Origin of the sequence: Promicromonospora sp. NPDC059942 (genome assembly GCF_042731755.1) — a bacterium.
Taxonomy (GTDB): domain Bacteria; phylum Actinomycetota; class Actinomycetes; order Actinomycetales; family Cellulomonadaceae; genus Promicromonospora.
The window spans coordinates 64,576-87,278 of record NZ_JBHWLR010000007.1 but is presented as its reverse complement, the minus strand read 5'-3'; the positions used below and the strand labels follow the sequence as shown (position 1 = coordinate 87,278).

Genomic DNA, 22,703 nt, shown 5'->3' with positions numbered 1-22,703 from the left:
TCCACGTGAAACATGACTGCCGGGAGTCCTACTTCCCGCGGTGCACCCGGACGATCGTCGTGGTCTCGACACCCTCCACCGTGGCTCCCTCGAGAATCTCCGGATCGCCCGTGGCGTACTTCCGCAGCACCTTGCGTGCGGGCTCGACCTCCTGAGCCACGTTGCGCCCCTTGAGGATCACCAGCTCGCCGCCCACCCGGACGAGGGGCATGCTCAGCCGGACCAGCTTCGACAGTGCGGCGACCGCCCGGGAGGTGACGGCGTCCGCCTCGAAGGCACCGTGATACTCCTCGGCTCGCCCGCGCTTGATCTCGACGTTCGCCAGGCCGAGCTCGGCCACCACCTCGGCCAGCCACGTCGTTCGTCGCTCCATCGGCTCGACCAGGAGCACCTGCAGCTCGGGCCGCATCACTGCGATCACGATGCCCGGCAGCCCAGCTCCCGATCCGATGTCGGCGACCGATCCGACCGTAGGAAGGTACGGGACGACCGCCGCGGAGTTGAGGATGTGCCGCTCCCAGATGCGCGGCACCTCGCGGGGACCGATCAGCCCGCGCAGCTCCCCCTGATCACGGAGCAGCTCCGCGAAGCGCACCACACCGTCGTACGCGTCGCCCAGGTACGCCTTGACCGCATCACTGGCACCAAGCGTCTCGCCGTCGAACATCTCGACGTCGGTCGAGCTGGCATCCCCTGCCACGTCCGAACCTTCCACGTCCCGTCCCTCCACTCGCTGTCGAAAGAAGCCAAACACACCGAGGGCCGGTGCACGTCCTCGGGACGCGCACCGGCCCTCGGCCGAAACCATCGGATCAGTCGGTGACCGCAGCCGTCCCGGCCGGCTGGACCACGACGTACCGCTCCGGCTCGACGCCGCGCGAATCGCTGACCAGGCCCGCAGCTGCAACGGCGTCGTGCACGACCTTGCGCTCGAACGCGTTGAGCGGCTCGAGCTCGACCTCCGCGCCGGACTCCTGCACCTGCTCGACTGCCCGCTCCGCGATCCGCGTGAGCTCGACACGACGCGCCGCACGGTAGCCACCGATGTCGAGCATCAGCCGGCTCCGGTCCCCCGTGCGGGTCTGCACCGCCAGGCGGGTGAGCTCCTGCATCGCGTCGAGCACCTCGCCCTCACGCCCGATCAGGTGCGCGAGCGACTCTGGGTCGTCAGCGACCACCTCGACGGCCGCGCGGTCGTGCTTTATGTCCAGGTCGATGTCGCCGTCGAGGTCGGCGATGTCGAGGAACTCCTCGAGGTAGTCGGCGGCGATCTCGCCCTCCTCCTCGAGGCGCTTGGTGCGGTCCTCCGGATCCGCGACCGTGGCCGCGGGATCGGGTGCGGCCGTGCCTGTGCTCGCGTTCATCGCGTCTCCTCCTACTTCTTCTGCTTGCGCTTGCCCGACGACGCCGGGGTCGCCCCGGGCGCGGTGCCGGACTGCTTGGGCTTCGATCCGGGCTGCGTGCCGGCTTGCTTGGGCGAGCCGGCCTGCTTCGGCGTGCCCGACTGCTTGGCCGTGCCCGACTGCTTCGACGTACCGGCCTGCTGCTTGCCGGTCGATCCGTCGGTCGGCGCATCGGCCGGTGCGTCGGCCACTGCAGCGGTGGCGTCCTGCGGGGCGGCCTGTGCGATCGCCGGGCGGGTCCCGCTCTTCTGCCGGTTCTTCCGCTTGGGCTGGACACGCTGGCCGCTCTTCGGCTCCTCGACCACCGGGACGTCCTCCTCGACGACCCCGCCGTTCCGGGCAGCCTTGCGCGCGGCCTTCGCGGCCTGCCGCTCCTTCATCTGCTTCTCGGCGACGGAGCCAGGCGTCGGCATCCGCTTGATCGTGTAGTACTGCTGACCCATGGACCACAGGTTGGTGACGGTCCAGTAGATCAGCACACCGACCGGGAAGTTCACGCCGGAGATCGCGAAGACGATCGGAAGCATGTAGAGCATCAGCTTCTGCGTCTGCGCCATCGGGCCCTCGAGAGCCGACGGCGGCATGTTCTTCATCGTCAGCTGGCGCTGCGTGGTGAAGGTCGTAACGCTCATCGCGACGATCAGCACGATGACCACGATGCGCGAGGTCATCGAGTCCGTCTGCAGGAAGACGTCGCTCAGCTGGGCACCGAACAGCGTGGACGACTCGATGTCACCTGCGACGTCGCGGGTGATCGGGCCGATGGGGTCAGCCGTGCCCTCGGAGATCTGCTTGAGGCTGTTCAGCACCCGGAACAGAGCGAAGAAGATCGGCGACTGCAGCAGGATCGGCATGCAGGAGGCGAACGGGTTCGTCCCGTGCTTCCGGTACAGCTCCATGGTCTCGCGCGTCATGTTCTCGCGGGACGCCGGGTCCGTCTTGCCCTTGTACTTCTTCTGCACGGCCTGCAGCTCGGGCTGGATCATCTGCATCCCGCGCGAGGCCTTGATCTGCTTGAAGAACAGCGGGATGAGCAGCACGCGGATGACGATCACGAGGGCGACGATCGACAGCACCCACGCCGTCCCGGGGCCGCTGGCCATCCCGAGCGTCGTGAACAGCCAGTGCGAGCCGTAAATGATCCAGGCTACGACCCATTCGATGGGGTAGAGGAAGGCGAAGAAGTCCATCGGTCAAGAAGCTCCAGTGTTGGTGACGCGAAGTCTGCGGTGGGTGCGAGGGGGTCGTGTACGGCGGCACGAGCCGAGGCAGGTCAGCTCTCGGCGTGAGTGTGCGTGCCGCGCGCGGGCGGCACGTCGTCGACGCCGCCGAGACTCCACGGGTTGCACCGCAGCAGGCGCCACAGCGCGAGACCGAGCCCGCGCAGCGCACCGTGGCGACGCAGCGCGATCAGGGCGTACTGCGAGCAGGACGGGTAGTACTTGCAGCTCGGGGGGCTCATCGGGCTGATGAACGCCTGGTAGAACCGGACCATCCCCACAAGGAGGGTCACCGGGAGCCGGCCGATCAGCGAAGGCTCACGCGTCGGCGCCTCACCCTCAGGGGCGGGGATGGTGGTCATCTCTTCCCGTCTCCGGAGACGCGCGCGACAGCACGCCGCAAGCACGAGTCGAGGTCGCGGTCGAGGTCCGCGTAGGTCGCGTCCGCAGACGGCGGCAGCGCGCGCACCACCGCACGAGCGGAGCTGGGCAGCACGGAGAGCTGGCCGACCGCGGCGGCACGGAGCCGACGCTTCACCAGGTTGCGCTGCACGGAGTTACCCACAGCCTTGGAAACGACAAAACCGACCTGTGGAGTTCCCGATCCTGGATCCGGGACATTTTCGTCCGGGACCAGGAGGTGAACCACCAAGGTCGATCGACCTACGCGCGTGCCGCGGCGCACCGTCCGCTCGAAGTCGACGGAACGGCGCAAACGGTGCGCCGCGGGCAACATGGCTCAGGCTGAGAGCTCGGCGCGACCCTTACGCCGGCGAGCTGCCAGGATGGCGCGGCCGGCACGGGTGCGCATGCGCAGCCGGAAGCCGTGGGTCTTCGCACGACGGCGGTTGTTCGGCTGGAAGGTCCGCTTGCTCACGAGGTACTCCAAGAACGTCGGGGTAGGCACACCGTCTGTCCTCGACGATGCAGTGAATGGTGGCCGTTCAGAAGTTCGATCGACCGAGCCGACCCGGGGCCTGGCCCATCGGTCCTGGCCGACGTCGGAGGACGTGGCTCGAATCCGTGTATGGGCGCGCAGAAGTACCTGGAACGGCTGTCTGACGTTACGCCGGGCGGGCCCCTCGGGTCAAACCAGAACCGCAGGATCATGCGTGTCGGACGCGCCACACCGCGCGCCTCGCCGGCCTTCCCGGCTGGGCCGTCCTGCCTGGCTACGTACCACTTACCCAGGCATGATCCGCGCCATCCACAACCTGTGGACAACTGTGTGGACGGTGCCTCATCATGGCAGACTCCAACACACCCCCAGCGTCGCGCACCACCCCACGCACGAGACTAAGGAAAGCCAGTGGCCAACCCGGACGAGAACATCGGCGATGTCTGGGCGCAGACCCTGACAGCGCTCGAGGCCCGGCCCGACATGAGCCCCCGGCAGCTCGCCTTCATCCGTCTCGCCAAGCCGATGGCCGTGCTGGACGACATGGTCTTCATCGCCGTCCCGCACGAGCAGACGCGCACCTATCTGGAGACGGCCGTCCGCGACGACCTGGTCTCCGCGATGTCGTCGGTCCTGGGACGCGACGTCCGCTTCGGCATCACCGTGGACCCCGAGCTGAGCAGCAGCACGCTCGCCGGCCCGTCCCAGATCTCCGGCCCGGCGGCGCTCTCCCTCGAGCACGAGCCCCCGGAGCCCGAGCAGGCGCAGATGCCGATCGCGCCGCAGCCCGCGCCCAAGCCGTCGGCCGAGCCCACCCGGCTGAATCCGAAGTACATCTTCGAGACGTTCGTCATCGGCTCGTCCAACCGGTTCGCGCACGCGGCGGCCGTCGCCGTGGCGGAGGCTCCGGCCAAGGCGTACAACCCGCTCTTCATCTACGGCGACTCGGGACTGGGCAAGACCCACCTGCTGCACGCCATCGGGCACTACGTCCACAACCTCTATCCACACATCCGCGTGCGGTACGTGAACTCCGAGGAGTTCACGAACGACTTCATCAACAGCATCGGCGAGGGCAAGGCGGGCGCCTTCCAGCGCCGGTACCGCGACGTCGACGTGCTCCTCATCGACGACATCCAGTTCCTGCAGGGCAAGGAACAGACGATGGAGGAGTTCTTCCACACCTTCAACGCGCTGCACAACGCGAACAAGCAGGTCGTCATCACGTCCGACGTCCCGCCCAAACAGCTCAACGGCTTCGAGGACCGGCTGCGCTCCCGCTTCGAGTGGGGTCTCATCACAGACGTCCAGCCTCCGGACCTCGAGACCCGGATCGCGATCATGCGCAAGAAGGCCGCGAGCGAGCACCTCGCCGTGCCGGCCGACGTCCTCTCCTACATCGGCTCCCGGATCTCGACGAACATCCGTGAGCTCGAGGGCGCGCTCATCCGGGTCACCGCGTTCGCCAACCTCAACCGGCAGCAGGTCGACCTGGCACTCGCCGAGATCGTCCTGAAGGACCTCATCACCGACGACGACGACACCGCGGAGATCACACCCGCCGTCGTGATCGCGCAGACGGCCGCCTACTTCGGCCTCACCATCGACGACCTGTGCGGCTCGTCACGGTCCCGGGTGCTCGTCACCGCCCGGCAGATCGCCATGTACCTGTGCCGTGAGCTCACCGACCTGTCGCTCCCCAAGATCGGCCAGCAGTTCGGCGGCCGCGACCACACCACGGTCATGCACGCGAACAAGAAGATCGCCGGCCAGATGGCGGAGCGCCGCTCGACCTACAACCAGGTCACCGAGCTCACCAGCCGGATCAAGCAGCAGCAGCGCGGCTGACGAGCCGCACCTCACACGTGCCGCCTTGCCTGGCTTCACGTTGCCCGAAAATCCGGGCATAGAACCCACTTCCACATCTTTCAACACCCCTGTGCACAGCGAGACCGGTGCGCAGGGGTGTTGCGTATACGCACCTCCACAGGGCTGTCCACACGCGGAACGGCTGATTACCTGGGCTCGGCTTCGCTTGTCCCCAGCGCTGTGGACACAACCTGTGCAGAACTTGGTGCGCCGCGCTGACCAGCCGATACACACCTGGGGACAAGCCTGTGGACGGGTGTGGACAAGCGGCTGTTTTCTGTGGGCGACGGGACCCCGATCGGTGGACAGCCTGTGTGTAAAAACTGGCCGTCCACAGCAGTCCCCAGTTCATGCACAGATCGCCCCACAGCTCCTCCACAGGAGGAAATGGCCTCTGACCTGCGGAAAGACACGATTTCCCCAGTTTCCACAACACCGACTACTACTACGACAGTTATCTATTAGGGGGAATCCACACGCCTTCATAAGCCGGTCGAGCGCTTCGGCTACCTCTTCGAACACTAGTACGACACCCGGCATGAAGTCCATCCACAGCCCCGGCCTATCGAGTGCCGCCAGGTCCCCAACTCGCGTAGGGTTTCCCTCGACAGCCCAGGAACAAGAGGAGATGTAACGGCATGAAGTTCAGGGTCGAGCGCGACGTTCTCGCCGATGCCGTGACATGGACCGCTCGCACGCTCCCCACGCGCCCGCCGGCACCGGTGCTTGCCGGGGTCCGGATCGAGGCCAACGCGCAGGGCGTGATCAACCTCGCGAGCTTCGACTACGAGACCTCCGCGCGCTCCGAGATCCCCGCCGAGGTGGCCGAGCCGGGCACCGTGCTGGTCTCCGGCCGTCTGCTCGCCGAGATCTCGCGTGCGCTGCCGAACAAGCCTGTGGACGTGGCGCTCGAGGGCAGCAAGGTCGTCGTCACCTGTGGCGCCAGCCGATTCACGCTCCTCACCATGCCTGTGGACGAGTACCCGGCGCTGCCGGGCCTGCCCGAGGTCAGCGGCACGGTGTCGGGTGACGCGTTCACCCACGCCGTCGCCCAGGTGACCGTCGCGGCCAGCCGCGACGACACGCTCCCCCTGCTGACCGGTGTGCGCGTCGAGATCGAGGGCGAGCGCATCACCCTCCTGTCCACCGACCGCTACCGCCTCGCGCTCCGCGAGCTGACGTGGACCCCGGCCACGCCAGGCTTCTCCGCCGTCGCGCTCGTGCGGGCACGCACGCTCAACGACGTCGCCAAGTCGCTCGGCTCGGGCGGACTCGTGAACGTCGGTCTGTCCACAGGCCAGGGCCTCGACCTCGTCGGGTTCGAGGCCGGCGGCCGGCAGACCACCTCGCAGCTCGTCGACGGCGACTATCCCGCCGTCCGCCGCCTGTTCCCGGACAGCACGCCCATCCACGCCGTCGTCGCCACCGCCCCGCTGATCGAGGCGGCGAAGCGCGTGAGCCTCGTCGCGGAGCGCAACACTCCGATCCGGCTCTCGTTCAGCGAGGGGCAGGTCGTACTGGATGCCGGTCAGGGGGACGACGCGCAGGCGTCCGAGGCGCTGGAGGCCGTCCTGGTCGGTGAGGACATCGCGGTGGCGTTCAACCCGCAGTTCCTCCTCGACGGCCTGGGCGCCCTGGGCACGGACTTCGTCCGCCTGTCGTTCACGCACCCGAACAAGCCGGTCGAGTTCACCGGCCAGGGCAGCCTGGACGGCGAGGACGACTCCGCCTACCGGTACCTGCTGGTGCCGATCCGCTTCACCGGCTGACGCGTTCTACGCCCCGTCCTGATCGACGGGACGTGCCCGCAACCCGACGTCAGCCAGCACCAAGGACGGCCGCCACGAGCGACCCCGTCGAACGACCCAGGAGGATTTCACGCACATGGTTACCCACATCGGTCTGGTCGGCCTGGGGAAGATGGGCAACAACATGCGGGCCCGTCTGCGCAAGGGCGGCATCGAGGTCACCGGGTTCGACCCGCGGCCCGAGGTGTCCGACGTCGCGACGCTCGCGGACCTCGCCGCAGCGCTCCCCGAGGACAAGCGGGTCGTCTGGGTGATGGTCCCGGCGGGCGAGCCCACCCGCGGCGTGCTCGACCAGCTCGGTGAGATCCTCTCCGAGGGCGACATCGTCATCGAGGGCGGCAACTCGCACTACGTCGAGGACCAGGAGCGTGCCGCCGAGCTCGCGAAGAACGGGATCGGCTACCTCGACGTCGGCGTGAGCGGTGGCGTCTGGGGCCTCGAGAACGGGTACGGCCTGATGGTCGGCGGCGCGGCCGCGGACGTTGAGAGCGTGCTGCCCGTCTTCGACGCGCTGCGCCCCGAGGGGCCCCGTGAGGAGGGCTTCGTGCACGCCGGCGGCGTCGGCGCGGGCCACTACGCCAAGATGGTCCACAACGGCATCGAGTACGGCCTGATGCAGGCCTACGCCGAGGGCTACGAGCTGCTCGCGGCCAAGTCCGACCTCATCACCGACGTGCACGGCACGGTGCGGGCCTGGAGCCGCGGCACCGTCGTGCGCTCCTGGCTCCTCGACCTGATGGTCAAGGCGCTGGAGGAGGACCCGAAGCTCGCGCTGCTCGACGACTGGGTCGACGACTCCGGCGAGGGCCGGTGGACCGTGGACGAGGGCATTGACCTGGCCGTGCCGCTCCCCGTGATCTCCGCCGCCCTGTTCGCGCGGTTCGCCTCGCGCCAGGAGCAGTCGCCGGCCATGAAGGCCGTGGCCGCGCTCCGCCAGCAGTTCGGCGGGCACGCGGTGAAGTCGGCGGAGTAGCGGCCGGGACGTACGATCTCCTACCGATGTACGTCTCCCACCTCTCCCTGCTGGACTTCCGGTCGTATGCGTCGGCCGACCTGGAGCTCGAACCCGGGGTCAACGCGTTCGTAGGGCGCAACGGCCGCGGCAAGACCAACCTGGTCGAGGCCATCGGCTATGTCGCGACGCTCGGTTCGCACCGGGTGGCCACGGATGCGCCGCTCGTGCGGTCGGGCGCCGAGCGAGCGGTCGTCCGGACGCGGATCGTGCGGGGCGACCGGGCGAGCACGGTCGAGCTGGAGATCACCCAGGGCAAGGCGAACCGCGCCCGGATCAACCGGGGCCAGCCGGTGCGGGCGCGGGACGTGCTGGGGGTCCTGCGCACGGTGCTCTTCGCCCCCGAGGACCTCGCCCTGGTGAAGGGCGACCCGGACGGCCGGCGGAGGTTCATGGACCAGCTCCTGGTCCTGATGATGCCGCGGGTGTCCGGGGTGCTCTCCGACTACGAGCGGGTCCTGCGGCAGCGTTCGGCACTGCTCAAGTCGGCGCGGTCGGCCCGGCGCTCCGGTGGGTCGTCACGGTCGGAGAGCTCGGCGGCCGCCGAGCTCGCGACGCTCGACGTCTGGGACGCACGACTGGCCGAGCTCGGCGCGGAGATCCTCTCGCTGCGGGTGCAGCTGGTGAACGCGCTGCGGCCCGCGGTCGCCGCTGCGTACGAGCAGGTGAGTGATGCCGACGGCGACGCGGAGATCGCCTACCGGTCGTCGCTGCCGGCCCTCTCCCTGGACAATCCACCGGAGTTGTCCACAGGCTCTGGGGATAACTTTTCGGACGTCGGTCGTCTCCGTGACCTGCTGCTCGAAGCTCTTGTCGAGGCCCGGCCGCAGGAGCTGGAGCGCGGTGTCAGCCTTGTCGGCCCGCATCGGGACGACCTCGTGCTGACGCTCGGCGGACTGCCGGCCAAGGGGTATGCGAGCCATGGCGAATCGTGGTCGTTCGCACTCGCGCTGCGGCTCGCATCGTTCCGGCTGCTGGGCGGGGATCCGCAGAATTCGGCGGATTCACCCACTTTCTGGGACCCCGAACTGGGCACCGACGCCGACCCGGTGCTCATCCTCGACGACGTGTTCGCCGAGCTCGACGTCCGACGTCGGGAACGGCTCGCGGAACTGGTGCTCCCGGCTCGCCAGGTGCTCGTCACGGCGGCCGTGCCCGAGGACATCCCGCCGGCTCTGGACGGCGTACGGTTTCACGTGGAACCCGGGACGGTGACCCGTGACTGATGAATCTCCACAGGGGCCTGTGGATAACTCTGAGCCCGCTCTGACGCCGCCGTCGGAGGTCGCTCGCGCTGCCCTCAACCGGGCCAAGGCCGCGGCCCGGGCCCGCGGTCTGCGGCCCGGATCCCCCTCACGCCGGTCACCCCTGGCCGAGCCCCGGTCGAGCGGTTCGGGGCCCGGCGCGCGGGATCCACAGCTCCTCGGTGCGGTCGTCGGCCGGCTGCTGCGCGAGAAGGGCTGGACCGAGGAGGTGTCGGTGGGCGGCGTCGTGGGCCGCTGGCGCGAGGTGGTGGGTTCGGAGATCGCCGACCACTGCACACCCGAGACGTTCGAGGAGAAGGTGCTCGTGGTGCGCGCCGACTCGACGGCCTGGGCCACCCAGCTCCGGCTGCTGGTGCCGACCCTGGTCCGACGCATGGCCGAGGAGATCGGGGAGGGCGTCGTCGAGGAGGTCACGGTCCTCGGCCCGGCCGGCCCCGGGTTCCGGCGCGGCCCCCGTTCGGTGCGTGGCCCCGGCCCCCGGGACACGTGGGGCTGACGGGCCCGGCCCACGATCCACAGGCGGCTGCGTCCGCCCGCCGGCGGGACCGCACACACGGCTCGCACGCGGTCAGGAACGGGCCGCAGACGCACGAAGGGCTCCCCGGCCGAAGCCGGGGAGCCCTTCGTCGCTCAGCTACGCCGTGGCGTCAGCCAGGAGCTGTTTGATCAGGCGTTCTGCTGCATCCGCTTGCGGGCCCAGACCAGGGCGACGCCACCGAGCGCGAGGAGCGCGGCGAACGCGATGGCGCCACCGACGGTCGCACCGGTCGCGGCGAGCTCCTCGGTCTCCTCAGCCTCGGGGCTGGGCGACGCGGAGGGCTCGGCGGCGGGCGGCACGGAGGCCGCCTCGCTGGGCTCGACGGACGGCGACGGCTCCGGCTCGGGCTCGGCGCACTCTTCCTCGATCACGATGAGCTCGGTCGGCAGCAGTGCCGAACCGTCCTCCTGGAGCTGGTAGGCACCGAGCTCCTCGGGGAACGTGTACTCCTCCGAGGTGAGCGTGGCAACGATGCCGGCCTCGGTCTTGGTGTAGGTGATCGCCTCGGTGCTGTCCGGGATGACCACGTCGTCCAGGCTGGCGGCGCAACCGGCCACGGCCTCAGGGATCACGGGGGTGACGACCTCGGCGGGCGGGGGCGTCTGGCAGACACCGATCGAGCCGGACTCCGACCAGTCGTACTGCGTGCCGCCCTGGCCGTCATAGGCGTCGACGCTGACGGTCCACTCGTGCGCCTTGTCGAGCGCGAGGTCCGGGTAGAGCTTCTGGAAGCCGTTGGAGAACTCGGTGTCCTCGACCGTCTGGCCGTCGATAACGACGGTGACCTTGGCCCCGTTGTAGTACTTGAGATCAACGTTCACGAAACCGCAGTCTGCGGAGACGCTCGGCGTGTGTGCGGAGGCGGGTGCGGCGCTGGCAATCATGCCGCCGAATGCCAGGATGGCGAGGGTTCCGCCGGCGAGAAGCTTCTTCACTCTGTAGCCCTTCGAAGTGAGAGTGCGCGTGCGCGCGCATGTGACCGGTCGGCGCTATTAGAGCAGAAAACGACAAATCAACGAAATGTCACCTTCTGCGTGCAAATTTTCTGACCTTCAACAGACGGCGACATGACGATCCGCAGGGGAATCGAATGCCGGGACGCGCTCTCGACGAGTCGTCCGGAGCGGCGTCGCCGAGGTCGCCGGCGGGGGCCGTCCGAGGACGGGACCGGACCCCTGGTCCGGACCTCCGGAGAGGGCTGGACCGAGGCTCCGGAGGCCGTTCGGGAACCGCTCCAGGGCCCCAGAAATCACCCTGTGGAGAAAGGTTGTGGAGGAGTGGCTACAAACACCCCAGGATCCCGGGTTTTCGCCGCTCAGAAGGTAGTATGAGGGGGTCAACCGCGCCGGGTTCCCAGGAACGTCCTGAGGACCCGGAACGCTGAGCACCGACGAGCCGTCGGACCGTACGTGGCACCCGAGCACGGCATGGACCTCACCTGGTCCGAGCCGCTCGCGCAGCAGCTGGTACGTCCGTCGTCGTGCACATCGTGTGCCTGAAAGACGAGGAGCAACCCCGCCCGTGACAGAGCGAATCGACGGCGGCTACGACGCCGGGAACATCACAGTCCTGGAAGGTCTCGAGGCCGTTCGTAAGCGACCGGGCATGTATATCGGATCGACCGGTGAGCGTGGGCTCCACCACCTTGTGTACGAGATTGTGGATAACGCTGTGGACGAGGCCCTCGCGGGCCACGCCACCGAGATCGACGTGCGCCTCTTGGCCGACGGTGGAGTGCGAGTCACCGACGACGGCCGAGGCATTCCGGTCGCCATGCACCCGACCGAGGGCAAGCCAACGCTTGAGGTCGTGATGACGATCCTGCATGCCGGCGGCAAGTTCGGCGGCGGCGGTTATGCCGTCTCCGGCGGCCTGCACGGCGTCGGCATGTCCGTGGTGAACGCGCTGAGCTACCGGTTCATCTCCGAGGTGCGCCGCGACGGGTTCAACTGGCGGCAGGAGTACACCGACGGCGGCAACCCGATCACCGGCGTCGAGAAGCTCGAGCCGCTCGGCCCCGACGAGCACACCGGAACCACGCAGACGTTCTGGGCCGACGGGTCGATCTTCGAGACGACCGAGTACGACTTCGAGACGCTGCGCGCCCGGTTCCAGCAGTACGCCTTCCTCAACAAGGGCCTGAAGATCACGCTCACCGACGAGCGCGCCGGCCACTCGTCCGCGACGGACGAGGTCACGGGCGCCGAGCCCGAGGCGACGGCCGACGGCGTCGAGGAGGTCGCGGGAGCCGACGGCACGCCGGACGTCGAGGGCGAGTCCCCGGACGCGGGCGCCTGGCGCACCGTCACGTTCAAGTACGACGACGGCCTCATGGACTACGTGCACCACCTCAACTCGGCGAAGCGGGTGGACCTCATCCACCCCGACGTCATCTCGTTCGAGAGCGAGGACACCGAGCGCAAGATCTCGGTCGAGGTCGCGCTCCAGTGGACCAGCGCGTACAGCGAGTCGGTCCACACGTTCGCCAACACGATCTCCACCACCGAGGGCGGCACGCACGAGGAGGGCTTCCGCGCGGCGATGACCACGCTGGTCAACAGCTACGCGCGGGACAAGGGGATCATCAAGGAGAAGGACGAGAACCTCACGGGTGACGACATCCGCGAGGGGCTGACCGCCGTCATCTCCGTGAAGCTCGGTGAGCCGCAGTTCGAGGGCCAGACCAAGACCAAGCTCGGCAACACGGAGGCCAAGACCTTCGTGCAGCGCGTGGTCCGCGAGCAGCTCGTCGACTGGTTCGACGCGCACCCGAACGAGGCCCGCGACGTCATCCGCAAGGCGATCCAGGCCTCGCAGGCCCGGATCGCGGCGCGCAAGGCGCGCGAGGCGACCCGCCGCAAGGGCATCCTCAACGGCGGCGGCATGCCGGGCAAGCTCAAGGACTGCCAGTCGCGGTTCCCCGACGAGTGCGAGATCTACATCGTCGAGGGCGACTCGGCCGGCGGCTCGGCGGTGCGTGGCCGTAACCCGCACAACCAGGCGATCCTGCCGCTGCGCGGCAAGATCCTGAACGTCGAGCGTGCCCGCCTGGACAAGGCGCTGTCCAACGCCGAGGTCCAGGCGCTGATCACGTCCTTCGGCACGGGCATCGGCGAGGACTTCGACATCTCGAAGCTGAAGTACCACAAGATCGTGCTCATGGCCGACGCCGACGTCGACGGCCAGCACATCTGCACCCTGCTGCTGACACTGCTGTTCCGGTACATGCGACCCCTGATCGAGCACGGCCACGTGTACCTCGCGCAGCCGCCGCTGTACCGGATCAAGTGGAGCAACGCCCCGCACGACTACGTGTACTCGGACCGGGAGCGCGACGCGTTCCTGGAGGCCGGCGCCGCGCAGGGCAAGCGGATCCCCAAGGACAACGGCATCCAGCGCTACAAGGGCCTCGGCGAGATGGACTACTCCGAGCTCTGGGACACCACGATGGACCCGGACCACCGGACGCTGCTGCAGGTCACCATGGACGACGCGGCCGCGGCCGACGAGATCTTCTCGGTGCTCATGGGCGAGGACGTCGAGTCCCGCCGCACCTTCATCCAGCGCAACGCCAAGGACGTGCGGTTCCTCGACATCTGACCGGGGCCGTCGCAGGAGTGCCCCACGGCGCCCTGCGACGTCCCGCGTCGAGACGGTGGCCCACGAGACGAAGTGACACGCCCAGCGGCGTGGAAAGGAAGTACAGACGGTGACGGACGAGACCCCCGGCGTGGAGAACTCCGACGACGGCATTCCCCTGGAGGACGCGCGGGTAGCGGTCCACCACGGTCGTGTCGAGCAGGTCGACCTGCAGCTGGAGATGCAGCGGTCGTACCTCGACTACGCGATGAGCGTGATCGTGGGGCGCGCGCTGCCCGACGTGCGCGACGGCCTCAAGCCGGTGCACCGCCGCGTCATCTACGCGATGTACGACGGCGGCTACCGGCCCGACCGCGCGTTCTCCAAGTGCTCGCGCGTCGTGGGTGACGTCATGGGCAAGTACCACCCGCACGGCGACACCGCGATCTACGACACCCTGGTCCGCCTGGTGCAGGACTGGGTGCTGCGCTACCCGTTGGTCGCCGGCCAGGGCAACTTCGGCTCGCCGGGCAACGACCCCGCGGCCGCCCCGCGGTACACCGAGTGCAAGATGGCGCCGCTCGCGATGGAGATGGTGCGCGACATCGAGAAGGGCACCGTCGACTTCCGGCCGAACTACGACGGCCGCACCCAGGAGCCCGTCGTCCTCCCGGCGCGCATCCCGAACCTGCTGGTCAACGGCTCCGCGGGCATCGCCGTCGGCATGGCCACGAACATCCCGCCGCACAACCTGCGCGAGGTCGCCGAGGGCGTGCGCTGGCACCTCGCCCACCCCGACGCCTCGCGCGAGGAGCTGCTCGAGGCGCTCCTGCAGCGGATCAAGGGCCCGGACTTCCCCTCCGGCGCGCAGATCCTGGGCCACAAGGGCATCGAGGACGCGTACCGCACGGGTCGCGGCTCGATCACGATGCGTGCGGTCGTGAACGTCGAGGAGATCCAGAACCGGATCTGCCTGGTCGTCACCGAGCTGCCGTACATGGTCAACCCGGACAACCTCGCCTCGAAGATCGCGGACCTCGTCAACGACGGCCGCATCCAGGGCATCGCGGACATCCGCGACGAGACGTCGGGCCGCACCGGCCAGCGCCTGGTGATCGTGCTCAAGCGCGACGCCGTGGCCAAGGTGGTGCTGAACAACCTCTACAAGCACACGCCGCTGCAGGAGAACTTCAGCGCCAACATGCTCGCGCTGGTCGACGAGGTGCCCCGCACCCTCAGCGTCGACGCGTTCGTGCGGCACTGGACCACGCACCAGATCGAGGTCGTGCGCCGGCGCACCGAGTACCTCCTCAAGGAGGCGCAGGACCAGATCCACATCTACGAGGGCTACCTCAAGGCGCTCGACGCGCTCGACGAGGTCATCGCGCTCATCCGCCGCTCCCCCGACGTCGACGAGGCGCGCACCGGCCTGATGGACCTGCTCACGATCGACGAGCAGCAGGCCAACGCGATCCTGTCGATGCAGCTGCGCCGTCTTGCCGCCCTCGAGCGGCAGAAGATCCTCGACGAGCACGCGAAGCTGCGCGCCGAGATCGAGGACTACCTCGACATCCTCGCCAAGCCGGAGCGTCAGCGGATCATCGTCGGCGAGGAGCTCGACGAGGTCACGGAGCGCTGGGGCGACGAGCGCCGCACCACGATCCTCCCGTACGACGGCGACATGTCGATGGAGGACCTCATCCCCGAGGAGGACGTGGTCGTCACGATCACGCGCGGCGGCTACGCCAAGCGGACGCGGACTGACAACTACCGCTCGCAGAAGCGCGGCGGCAAGGGGGTGCGCGGCGCGCAGCTGCGCGAGGACGACATCGTGGACCACTTCTTCACGACGACGACCCACCACTGGATGCTGTTCTTCACCAACCTCGGCCGCGTCTACCGGGCCAAGGGCTACGAGCTGCCCGAGGGCGGCCGGGACGCGAAGGGCCAGCACGTAGCCAACCTGCTGGCCTTCCAGCCGGGCGAGAAGATCGCCCAGGTGCTCGACATCCCCGACTACGAGGCCGCCGAGTACCTGGTGCTGGCCACGCGTCGCGGGCTCGTGAAGAAGACCCGCCTGAGCGAGTACAACTCGCCGCGGTCGGGCGGGCTCATCGCGATCAACCTGCGCGAGGACGCCGACGGCGCCGCGGACGAGCTGGTCTCGGCCCGTCTCGTGAACGCCGACGACGACCTCATCCTCGTGTCGCGCAAGGGCCAGTCGATCCGCTTCCACGCGGACGACGAGTCGATCCGTCCCCTGGGCCGCGCGACGTCCGGCGTCACCGGCATGAAGTTCCGCGAGGAGGACGAGCTGCTGTCCGCCGACGTGGTCATCGAGGGCGCCGACCTGTTCGTCGTCACCGAGGGCGGGTTCGCCAAGCGCACCCGGATCTCGGAGTACCGGATCCAGGGCCGCGGTGGCCTCGGCATCAAGGTCGCCAACCTCGTGGAGGCACGGGGCGACCTCGTGGGCGCGCTCGTGACCCACGGGGACGACGAGGTGCTGGTCATCATGGAGCGCGGGAAGATCGTGCGTTCGGCCGTCGCGGAAGTTAACCTCACCGGCCGGAACACCCAGGGGGTAACCTTCGCAAAGCCGGACAAGGGGGACAGGATCATCGCCGTCGCGCGCAACGCGGAGCGTGAGGACGCGGGCGATGCGGTGGGTGCCACCGACGAGAACTCCGACGGTGAACCCGCCGAGCGGGTTACCGTGGAAGACAATCCGACCCCCGACGAAGTTCCGAGCACCCCTGAGCAGGACAGCACCGGACGCGAGGACAGCTGATGACGAGTGACAAGAACGGGCACGTGCGCATCGCGACGCCTTCGCTCGAAGAAGACCTGGAGATCACCCGGGACCGCAAGGCCGTGACGCAGGAGAACGACGCCGAGAACTCGAGCGCGGAGCCGGCAGGGGCCGGCTCGGAGAAGACCTCCGCGTCGAACGGTTCGGCCACGGACAAGCCCGCAGACGGCGGGAGCGCGTCGAACGGCGCCGCTGCCGGCGCCGGCCAGGCCACGGGCGGCGAGAAGCTGCCCGAGCCCGTCGTGGTCGCCTCTCCCGCGGCGAAGGCGGACCAGCCCACGGAGAGCAAGGCACCGAAGCCGCCCGCTGCGGACGACACGGCCGTCCCCACCACGGGTGGGGTCTGGCGGTCCGCCTACGAGGCGGGCAAGCAGGGCAAGGAGCAGAAGCCGGCCGCGGAGTCGAACGGCGGGTCCAAGGATTCGGCGGGCCTCGTCTCGGCGATCGGGCGGGCCTCGACGAAGACTGACGCCGCGGCGTCGCAGAACGCACCCGCGGCCGAGCCGGACGCGAAGTCGTGGAACAGGGTCCCGGCGCCCGGTACGCCGGGGAGCACCCCGGCGGCCGCTCCGACGGGAGCCGCGGACGGCGTGAAGGCCGGCGCGATGAAGGCTGCCCAGGCCGCCCTCGACGCGGCCCGCAGCGCGGCGAAGAAGGTGTCCTCGATCATGCCTGACGACGAGGGGCAGACGGCGGCTCAGAACGAGCCCAGGCCGCGGCCCGAGATGCACTACACCGCGGGTGGGGTGCGTGGCACCGCCGTTCCGGTCGGTACGCCCACCGAGGGCGCACAGGGCCAGTCGGCGCAGCCCGCGTCGTCCCCCACGCCCGAGGTGCCGCGCCCGGCCCCCGCCGGACCGCGCCGCGTACGGCTCGCGCTCTCCCGGGTCGACCCGTGGTCCGTCATGAAGCTGGCGTTCCTGCTGGCCGTGGCGGTCGCGATCATGACCGTGGTGGCCACGGCGGTGTTCTGGTCGGTGCTGAACAGCCTCGGTGTCTTCACCACGGTGCAGAGCTTCGTGGAGGACGCCGTGGGCCCGCAGAGCAACGTGAACCTCACGCAGTTCGTGGAGTTCCCCCGCGTCATCTCGCTCGCGACCCTGATCAGCATCTGCAACATCGTGCTGCTGACGGCCATCGCGACGATCATGGCGTTCCTGTACAACATCACGGCGGCACTCGTCGGCGGCGTGCACATGACGCTGACGGACGACTGACCAGCGCTGCCGGAGCGTTCTCGTGCGTCCTCGCGCACGACTCGGCGCACGTCACACCGCGGACCATCATTTCGGTTTGGGACATCGTCCCTACCTGGGGTAATCTCCAGTGTCGCTAGAGCGTGCGCAACGCTCGTCCGGGGCTATAGCTCAGACGGTTAGAGCGCTTCCCTGATAAGGAAGAGGTCGGAGGTTCAAGTCCTCCTAGCCCCACTCCCGGACCTGCAGAGGCTCCCCAGGAGGAACTCGTGAAGAAGCTGCTGATAGTGCTGCTGGCGGCCGGCGCCGGCTACATTCTCTGGCGCAAGCTGAGTGAGGACGCGGCTGGCCGCGATCTCTGGTCCGAGGTCACCGACTCGATCGACTGAGCGGCCATCGTCGGGGCCATGGCGCAATTGGTAGCGCACCTGCTTTGCAAGCAGGGGGTTGGGGGTTCGAGTCCCCCTGGCTCCACCCCATGACCGAAGCCCGGATTCGTCCGGGCTTTTGTCGTTCCCGGGGTCGGTCGGGTCCGCGTTCCCGTGGTCGGACGCCGCGCCTCCGAGGGATCACGTACGCGCGCCTAGTGGGTTACCCGTACGTTTGGCCGGTCCGGCGATTTTTTCACCCCCGATCGGCCTCGGGCTGCTGACAAGGCAGGACCCCTTCCATATCGTCGAGCGCGAGGGGCAGCACCACCCAACTGTTCGGCCCCTCGTGATCCGAGGAGGACAGCGTGTCCCTGACCAGGAAGCTCATCGGCACCGCCGCCGCAGTGACAGCAGCCCTGTCGGCCGCCGTGGTCGCCACGCCGACGGCCACCGCAGTGCCCGACACCATCCCGCTCACCATCACCAACGACTCAGGTCGAGGCGACCAGGTGTTCATCTACGTCCTTGGCGAGACCGGCGGCCAGCTCGGCTACGCCGACGCCCAGGGGGTGTTCCACCCCTGGCCGGACGCCGGGAGCGTCCCCGAGCCGGCGCCGGACGCGTCGATCGCGGGTCCGGCGGACGGGCAGGACATCACCATCCGGATGCCCAAGCTGTCGGGCCGGGTGTACTTCTCCTACGGCAGCAAGCTCGACCTCAAGATCGTCAACGACGGGCGGCTCGTGCAGCCGGCCGTGCAGAACCCGAGCGACCCGAACCGCGACATCCTGTTCAACTGGACGGAGTACACGCTCAACGACTCCGGCCTGTGGATCAACAGCACCCAGGTCGACTTCTTCTCGGCGCCGTACCAGACGGGCCTGCGCTCCTCGAGCGGCGAGCTGCTGCACACCGGGATGCTCAAGCCCGACGGCTGGGACAACGTCGTCTCGTCGCTCTCGCAGCAGGACGGCTGGGACGGTCTCGCGCAGACCGGACCCGACGGATCCGTGCTGCGGGTCCTCTCCCCCGGCCACGGCGTCGGCACGGGCCAGGTCGACGCGAACGTCCTGTCCGACTACGTCGACCGCGTCTGGAGCAGGTACGCGAGCGAGACCCTCACCGTCGTGCCGTACGGCGACCAGCCGGAGAAGAAGTTCCTCGGGACCGTCTCCGGCGACACGATGACGTTCACCGACACGTCGGGCGCCGTTGTCACCACGTTCCCGAAGCCCTCCGGCGAGTCGATCTTCGGCTGCGCTGGCGACCTGGCCGCGCCGAACAACGACATCGGCGCCATCGCGCGCACGCTGTGCGCCGGGTTCAACCGGTCCTCGCTGCTCGACAGCAGCACCCAGCCGACCCAGGATCCGGCCGGCTTCTACCAGGACTCGGTGACGAACTACTACGCCAAGTACATCCACGAGCAGATGGCGGACGGCAAGGCCTACGCGTTCGCGTTCGACGACGTCGTGGCGCAGGAGTCGCTGGTGCACGACGGTGACCCGACCGAGGCTTTCATCCAGCTCGACCCGTTCGCGGGGGCGGCCACGCCGATCGGCGGCTGACCCCGGCCCGCTGATCGGGGCGTACACAGGGCAGGAGGGCCCGGCCGTGTCGGCCGGGCCCTCCTGGTGTACGTGAGACAGGCTGGGGTCAGCCGCCCTGCTTGCTCTCCCCCGGCGGGACCTGGTCCACGACCGGCTCGTCCTTGGCGGGCGGAGCCGGCTTGGCGTCCTTAGGCTCCGCAGCCTTGACCGGAGCCTCGGAGCCGGCCTTCTGCGCGGCGTCGGACACCGCGCTGCTCGCCTTCTGCGCCGTGGACTTCGCGGCGTCGATGACGGGACCGGCCTTCTCCTTGGCGGCGTCGATCACCGGGGCGGCCTTCTCGAGCACCGGACCGGCCTTTTCCTTCGCCGCCTCGAACGCGGGGCTCGCGGCAGAGTAGGCGCGGGCGCCGAGGTCCTTGGCCGTCTGTGCGGCCTTGGCCCCCGCCTCCTTGCCCTTGGCGATGGCGGAGCCTGCTGCCGAGCCGACGCCGGAGGAGTGCTTGGCGGCGCCGTCGGAGTAGTCGGCTCCCGAGCTCTGTTCCCAGGGCTCGGCCCACGGGTCGGTCTGGGGCTGTGCGCGCTTCCAGAACACGTAGCCCGCGACGGCCGCACCGCCCGCGGCCAGCGCGATGAGCCAGCCCTTCTTGGAGCTCTTCCTGCTGGCCTTGTCCGCCGCGTCCGTGACGGTCTCGGCGAGCGAGGTCTTGCCCTGTGCCGCCGCGGCGTTGGCCGCCGCGACGTTGAACGCGGAGACCATCTTCGGGAGCAGGTCGTCCACGAGCTTGTCGTGCGCGGAGTCGATCAGGGGCGCGGCCTTGCCCGCCACCTTCTCGACCTGGGGCGCGGCCGCCTGCAGGCTGTCCTGCCAGGCCTTCTCGGCGCGCGGTGTGAGCCATGCGATGAAGTCGTTCACGCGGGGCTGGGCCCAGTCCTTCGCGTTCGAGGCCCGGTCCTTGGCCTGGGCCGCGATGGACCCGGCCTGCGTCGCGGCCTTGGAGCTGACGTCGGAAAGCAGAGCTGTGGCCTCCGCGGCCCTCTCCTTGACCTTCTCGGTGTCGATCTTGCTCGTGTCCACGTAGTCGGTCACCTTCTTGCGGGTCATGTAACTCCCCCCGAACTGTTCAATACTCCTCAAGGTGCCACTCTGCCATCGCCTGCCGTTACTGGCGAGGGCGGGCTGCGCCGCTGCAGCATCTGCGGGCCGCTCCGTGGGAGGATTGATACATGTTCGCAATCCTGCACACCACCTCCGGTGACATCCGCATCGAGCTCTTCCCGAACCACGCGCCCAAGACTGTCGAGAACTTCGTCGGCCTCGCGACGGGTGAGAAGGCCTGGACGGACCCGCGCACGGGCGAGGAGCGCAAGGACCCGTTCTACGACGGCCTGATCTTCCACCGCGTCATCGACGACTTCATGATCCAGGGCGGCTGCCCGCTCGGGACGGGAACCGGCGGCCCGGGGTACACGTTCAACGACGAGATCCACCCTGAGCTCCAGTTCAACGAGAAGTACATCCTCGCGATGGCCAACGCCGGCAAGCGCCGGAACCCGGTCACCGGCGAGATCGAGGGCACCAACGGCTCCCAGTTCTTCCTCACCACCGCGGAGACCCCGTGGCTCAACGGCAAGCACACGATCTTCGGCAAGGTCGCGGACGACGCGTCGCGCGAGGTCGTCGACAAGGTCGGCAAGACGCGCACGCGTCCCGGCGACCGTCCCGTCGAGGACATCGTCATCGAGTCGGTCACCATCGAGCCCTGAGCCGCCGCGGCGCTCGCGCCGCCGGACAGTACCCGTACGACCCGAGCACCGATGACCGAGGGGACTGAGGACGTATCGCGATGAACGACCCGGCCGCCGAGGAGCCGACCGAGGCCGAGGCTCCCGTCTGCCCGCGACACCCCGACCGGGTGGCCTACGTGCGCTGCCAGCGTTGCGGTCGTCCGACGTGCCCGGAGTGCCAGCGACCGGCCGCGGTCGGCGTCCAGTGCGTCGACTGCGTCCGGGAGACGAAGCGCGCCGCCCCGCGCATCCGGACGGTGTTCGGCGGCTCGGCCACCAGCACCGCCGCCAACGGCCGGCCGGTCGTCACGCTGACGATCATCGGCATCTGCGTCGTGAGCTGGCTGCTGCAGCTGGTGACGAGGGGCGCGTGGACGGACGCGCTGTGGTTCTGGCCGTGGGGCGGCGTGATGGAGCCGTGGCGGTTCCTCACGGCGTCGTTCCTGCACTCCACGTCGCCGCTGCACATCCTGTTCAACATGTACGCGCTGTGGATCACGGGCCAGTTCCTCGAGCCGCTGCTCGGCCGGGCCCGGTTCGCGGTCCTGTGCCTGCTCTCCGCCGTGGGGGGGTCGGTCGGCGTGCTGCTCCTGGCCGGCGACCCGTTCACGTCGAGCGCCTGGGTGACACCGGTGGTCGGCGCGTCCGGGATGGTGTTCGGGCTGTTCGGGGCGATGCTCCCCGTGATGCGCCGCCTGGGCCGCAGCATGGCTCAGGTGCTCGTCCTGATCGCGATCAACGGCGTCATCGGGTTCTTCGTGCCGAACATCTCGTGGCAGGCGCACCTCGGCGGTCTCGTCACCGGTGCGCTGGTGGCGACCGCCTACGCGTACGCGCCCAAGGAGCGGCGCGCGCTCGTCGCATGGGTGGTCCCGGTGGTCGGTATCGCCGTCCTGACCGCGCTGGCGGTGTGGCGCTACAGCTCGGTCGGCGTCCTGTGAACGGGCCGCGGGACTAGCGAACGGGCTGTCACCAGTCTCTTTTCCCCAGCTTTACCCACAGCTGTGGATAAATGGGTACACAGCTCCGCGGCCGCCTCGGTGCGGCCGCGGAGCCGCCGTTTCTCAGCGCCAGCGGGTGGTGAGCCCGAAGCCCACGATGATCAGCCCGAAGCCGACCGCGAGGTTCCACTGGCCGATCTGCGGGATCGGCAGCGCGAGGTCTGCGCTGGTCAGGTAGTACGTCACGATCCAGGCGAGGCCGAGGACCATGAGGCCGACCATGACGGGGGCGAGCCAACGTGGGTTGACCGCCTCACCGGGCAGCGCGACCTTGGCCTCGGCCTTGTCAGCCTTGGGCGTGGCCTTCTTCTTATTGCGGGACTTCGACTCGGGCACGAGGCGGGCTCCTGTCCTGGGGGGTCTGCCCGACGGGTGTGCCGAGCCGACGTCTGCTTG

The 22,703-nt window shown here is 68.9% G+C and carries 20 protein-coding genes, 2 tRNA genes and 1 pseudogene; 14 read left to right on the top strand and 9 right to left on the bottom strand.

All coding sequences use genetic code 11. The features are described from left to right. Nucleotides 1-28 precede the first annotated feature (28 nt). From rsmG to rpmH, 6 genes are all read right to left on the bottom strand, one after another. A complete protein-coding gene (gene rsmG / locus ACFV9Q_RS13300) occupies nucleotides 29-667 on the bottom strand; it encodes a 16S rRNA (guanine(527)-N(7))-methyltransferase RsmG (protein ID WP_377234954.1) in 639 nt (212 codons plus the stop codon). 145 nt (nucleotides 668-812) lie between these two features. Further along, nucleotides 813-1,364 (bottom strand): protein jag, encoded by a 552-nt coding sequence (locus ACFV9Q_RS13295; RefSeq protein ID WP_377234796.1) that lies wholly within the window; start codon nucleotides 1,362-1,364, stop codon nucleotides 813-815. Between the two features lie 11 nt (nucleotides 1,365-1,375). After that, complete coding sequence (yidC, locus tag ACFV9Q_RS13290) at nucleotides 1,376-2,593, bottom strand: membrane protein insertase YidC (protein WP_377234795.1); 1,218 nt, start codon at nucleotides 2,591-2,593, stop codon at nucleotides 1,376-1,378. Nucleotides 2,594-2,676: 83 nt separating this feature from the next. Then, nucleotides 2,677-2,985 carry a membrane protein insertion efficiency factor YidD gene (gene yidD / locus ACFV9Q_RS13285; RefSeq protein WP_285100560.1) on the bottom strand — a complete coding sequence of 103 codons (309 nt, stop codon included), beginning with the start codon at nucleotides 2,983-2,985 and terminating at the stop codon, nucleotides 2,677-2,679. Beyond that, on the bottom strand, nucleotides 2,982-3,359 hold the full coding sequence (gene rnpA / locus ACFV9Q_RS13280) for a ribonuclease P protein component (RefSeq protein ID WP_377234794.1): 378 nt from the start codon (nucleotides 3,357-3,359) through the stop codon (nucleotides 2,982-2,984). The genes yidD and rnpA overlap by 4 nt, the downstream gene beginning before the upstream one ends. Before the next feature lie 3 nt (nucleotides 3,360-3,362). Next, nucleotides 3,363-3,500 carry a 50S ribosomal protein L34 gene (gene rpmH / locus ACFV9Q_RS13275; protein ID WP_010849920.1) on the bottom strand — a complete coding sequence of 46 codons (138 nt, stop codon included), beginning with the start codon at nucleotides 3,498-3,500 and terminating at the stop codon, nucleotides 3,363-3,365. A 432-nt stretch (nucleotides 3,501-3,932) separates the two neighbouring features. Here rpmH and dnaA point away from each other — a divergent pair, with 432 nt between their 5' ends. The 5 genes and pseudogenes from dnaA to ACFV9Q_RS13250 all read left to right on the top strand — a co-directional run bounded on the left by dnaA (nucleotide 3,933) and on the right by ACFV9Q_RS13250 (nucleotide 9,971). After that, entirely contained in the window at nucleotides 3,933-5,369 is a 1,437-nt protein-coding gene (gene dnaA / locus ACFV9Q_RS13270) for a chromosomal replication initiator protein DnaA (protein ID WP_377231616.1), read from the top strand. Between the two features lie 659 nt (nucleotides 5,370-6,028). After that, nucleotides 6,029-7,159 carry a DNA polymerase III subunit beta gene (dnaN, locus tag ACFV9Q_RS13265; protein ID WP_377231617.1) on the top strand — a complete coding sequence of 377 codons (1,131 nt, stop codon included), beginning with the start codon at nucleotides 6,029-6,031 and terminating at the stop codon, nucleotides 7,157-7,159. Between the two features lie 61 nt (nucleotides 7,160-7,220). Continuing rightward, a pseudogene (gene gnd / locus ACFV9Q_RS13260) lies at nucleotides 7,221-8,171 on the top strand (phosphogluconate dehydrogenase (NAD(+)-dependent, decarboxylating)); the annotation flags it as partial. A gap of 26 nt (nucleotides 8,172-8,197) precedes the next feature. Further along, on the top strand, nucleotides 8,198-9,436 hold the full coding sequence (recF, locus tag ACFV9Q_RS13255) for a DNA replication/repair protein RecF (RefSeq protein WP_377234793.1): 1,239 nt from the start codon (nucleotides 8,198-8,200) through the stop codon (nucleotides 9,434-9,436). A gap of 19 nt (nucleotides 9,437-9,455) precedes the next feature. Then, entirely contained in the window at nucleotides 9,456-9,971 is a 516-nt protein-coding gene (locus ACFV9Q_RS13250; protein ID WP_377231619.1) for a DUF721 domain-containing protein, read from the top strand. Between the two features lie 170 nt (nucleotides 9,972-10,141). Here ACFV9Q_RS13250 and ACFV9Q_RS13245 read toward each other — a convergent pair whose 3' ends face one another. Beyond that, complete coding sequence (locus ACFV9Q_RS13245) at nucleotides 10,142-10,834, bottom strand: hypothetical protein (protein ID WP_377234792.1); 693 nt, start codon at nucleotides 10,832-10,834, stop codon at nucleotides 10,142-10,144. Between the two features lie 700 nt (nucleotides 10,835-11,534). Between ACFV9Q_RS13245 and gyrB the strand changes: the two genes are divergently transcribed. The 7 genes from gyrB (at nucleotide 11,535) to ACFV9Q_RS13210 (ending at nucleotide 19,539) form a co-directional block, all read left to right on the top strand. Continuing rightward, nucleotides 11,535-13,613, top strand: a complete 2,079-nt coding sequence (gene gyrB / locus ACFV9Q_RS13240; RefSeq protein WP_377234791.1) for a DNA topoisomerase (ATP-hydrolyzing) subunit B — start codon at nucleotides 11,535-11,537, stop codon at nucleotides 13,611-13,613. Between the two features lie 109 nt (nucleotides 13,614-13,722). Next, complete coding sequence (gyrA, locus tag ACFV9Q_RS13235; protein ID WP_377234790.1) at nucleotides 13,723-16,383, top strand: DNA gyrase subunit A; 2,661 nt, start codon at nucleotides 13,723-13,725, stop codon at nucleotides 16,381-16,383. Next, nucleotides 16,383-17,621, top strand: a complete 1,239-nt coding sequence (locus ACFV9Q_RS13230; protein ID WP_377234789.1) for a DUF3566 domain-containing protein — start codon at nucleotides 16,383-16,385, stop codon at nucleotides 17,619-17,621. The genes gyrA and ACFV9Q_RS13230 overlap by 1 nt, the downstream gene beginning before the upstream one ends. A 139-nt stretch (nucleotides 17,622-17,760) precedes the next feature. Continuing rightward, a tRNA-Ile gene (locus ACFV9Q_RS13225) sits at nucleotides 17,761-17,834 on the top strand. 35 nt (nucleotides 17,835-17,869) lie between these two features. After that, complete coding sequence (locus tag ACFV9Q_RS13220) at nucleotides 17,870-17,989, top strand: DLW-39 family protein (RefSeq protein WP_285100569.1); 120 nt, start codon at nucleotides 17,870-17,872, stop codon at nucleotides 17,987-17,989. Nucleotides 17,990-18,001: 12 nt separating this feature from the next. Further along, nucleotides 18,002-18,074: transfer RNA gene (locus ACFV9Q_RS13215), tRNA-Ala, on the top strand. A gap of 262 nt (nucleotides 18,075-18,336) precedes the next feature. Beyond that, entirely contained in the window at nucleotides 18,337-19,539 is a 1,203-nt protein-coding gene (locus tag ACFV9Q_RS13210) for a beta-1,3-glucanase family protein (protein ID WP_377234788.1), read from the top strand. An 88-nt stretch (nucleotides 19,540-19,627) separates the two neighbouring features. Here the strand turns inward: ACFV9Q_RS13210 and ACFV9Q_RS13205 are convergent, their stop codons facing one another. After that, nucleotides 19,628-20,623 carry a hypothetical protein gene (locus ACFV9Q_RS13205; protein WP_377234787.1) on the bottom strand — a complete coding sequence of 332 codons (996 nt, stop codon included), beginning with the start codon at nucleotides 20,621-20,623 and terminating at the stop codon, nucleotides 19,628-19,630. 122 nt (nucleotides 20,624-20,745) lie between these two features. Between ACFV9Q_RS13205 and ACFV9Q_RS13200 the strand changes: the two genes are divergently transcribed. Both ACFV9Q_RS13200 and ACFV9Q_RS13195 read left to right on the top strand, forming a co-directional pair. Beyond that, nucleotides 20,746-21,285 carry a peptidylprolyl isomerase gene (locus ACFV9Q_RS13200; RefSeq protein WP_285100572.1) on the top strand — a complete coding sequence of 180 codons (540 nt, stop codon included), beginning with the start codon at nucleotides 20,746-20,748 and terminating at the stop codon, nucleotides 21,283-21,285. An 80-nt stretch (nucleotides 21,286-21,365) separates the two neighbouring features. After that, complete coding sequence (locus ACFV9Q_RS13195; protein ID WP_377234786.1) at nucleotides 21,366-22,247, top strand: rhomboid family intramembrane serine protease; 882 nt, start codon at nucleotides 21,366-21,368, stop codon at nucleotides 22,245-22,247. A gap of 123 nt (nucleotides 22,248-22,370) precedes the next feature. Here the strand turns inward: ACFV9Q_RS13195 and ACFV9Q_RS13190 are convergent, their stop codons facing one another. Beyond that, nucleotides 22,371-22,643: a cell division protein CrgA gene (locus ACFV9Q_RS13190; protein WP_285100574.1), complete on the bottom strand. Its 273-nt coding sequence runs from the start codon at nucleotides 22,641-22,643 to the stop codon at nucleotides 22,371-22,373. Nucleotides 22,644-22,703: the final 60 nt, after the last annotated feature.

What these genes read in the sequence shown, in the direction of transcription:
- rsmG (WP_377234954.1), bottom strand. Translation starts at nt 667, where the DNA reads ATGTTCGACGGCGAGACGCTTGGTGCCAGTGATGCGGTCAAGGCGTAC.
- ACFV9Q_RS13295 (WP_377234796.1), bottom strand. Translation starts at nt 1,364, where the DNA reads ATGAACGCGAGCACAGGCACGGCCGCACCCGATCCCGCGGCCACGGTC.
- yidC (WP_377234795.1), bottom strand. Translation starts at nt 2,593, where the DNA reads ATGGACTTCTTCGCCTTCCTCTACCCCATCGAATGGGTCGTAGCCTGG.
- yidD (WP_285100560.1), bottom strand. Translation starts at nt 2,985, where the DNA reads ATGACCACCATCCCCGCCCCTGAGGGTGAGGCGCCGACGCGTGAGCCT.
- rnpA (WP_377234794.1), bottom strand. Translation starts at nt 3,359, where the DNA reads ATGTTGCCCGCGGCGCACCGTTTGCGCCGTTCCGTCGACTTCGAGCGG.
- dnaN (WP_377231617.1), top strand. Translation starts at nt 6,029, where the DNA reads ATGAAGTTCAGGGTCGAGCGCGACGTTCTCGCCGATGCCGTGACATGG.
- recF (WP_377234793.1), top strand. Translation starts at nt 8,198, where the DNA reads ATGTACGTCTCCCACCTCTCCCTGCTGGACTTCCGGTCGTATGCGTCG.
- ACFV9Q_RS13230 (WP_377234789.1), top strand. Translation starts at nt 16,383, where the DNA reads ATGACGAGTGACAAGAACGGGCACGTGCGCATCGCGACGCCTTCGCTC.
- ACFV9Q_RS13205 (WP_377234787.1), bottom strand. Translation starts at nt 20,623, where the DNA reads ATGACCCGCAAGAAGGTGACCGACTACGTGGACACGAGCAAGATCGAC.
- ACFV9Q_RS13200 (WP_285100572.1), top strand. Translation starts at nt 20,746, where the DNA reads ATGTTCGCAATCCTGCACACCACCTCCGGTGACATCCGCATCGAGCTC.
- ACFV9Q_RS13195 (WP_377234786.1), top strand. Translation starts at nt 21,366, where the DNA reads ATGAACGACCCGGCCGCCGAGGAGCCGACCGAGGCCGAGGCTCCCGTC.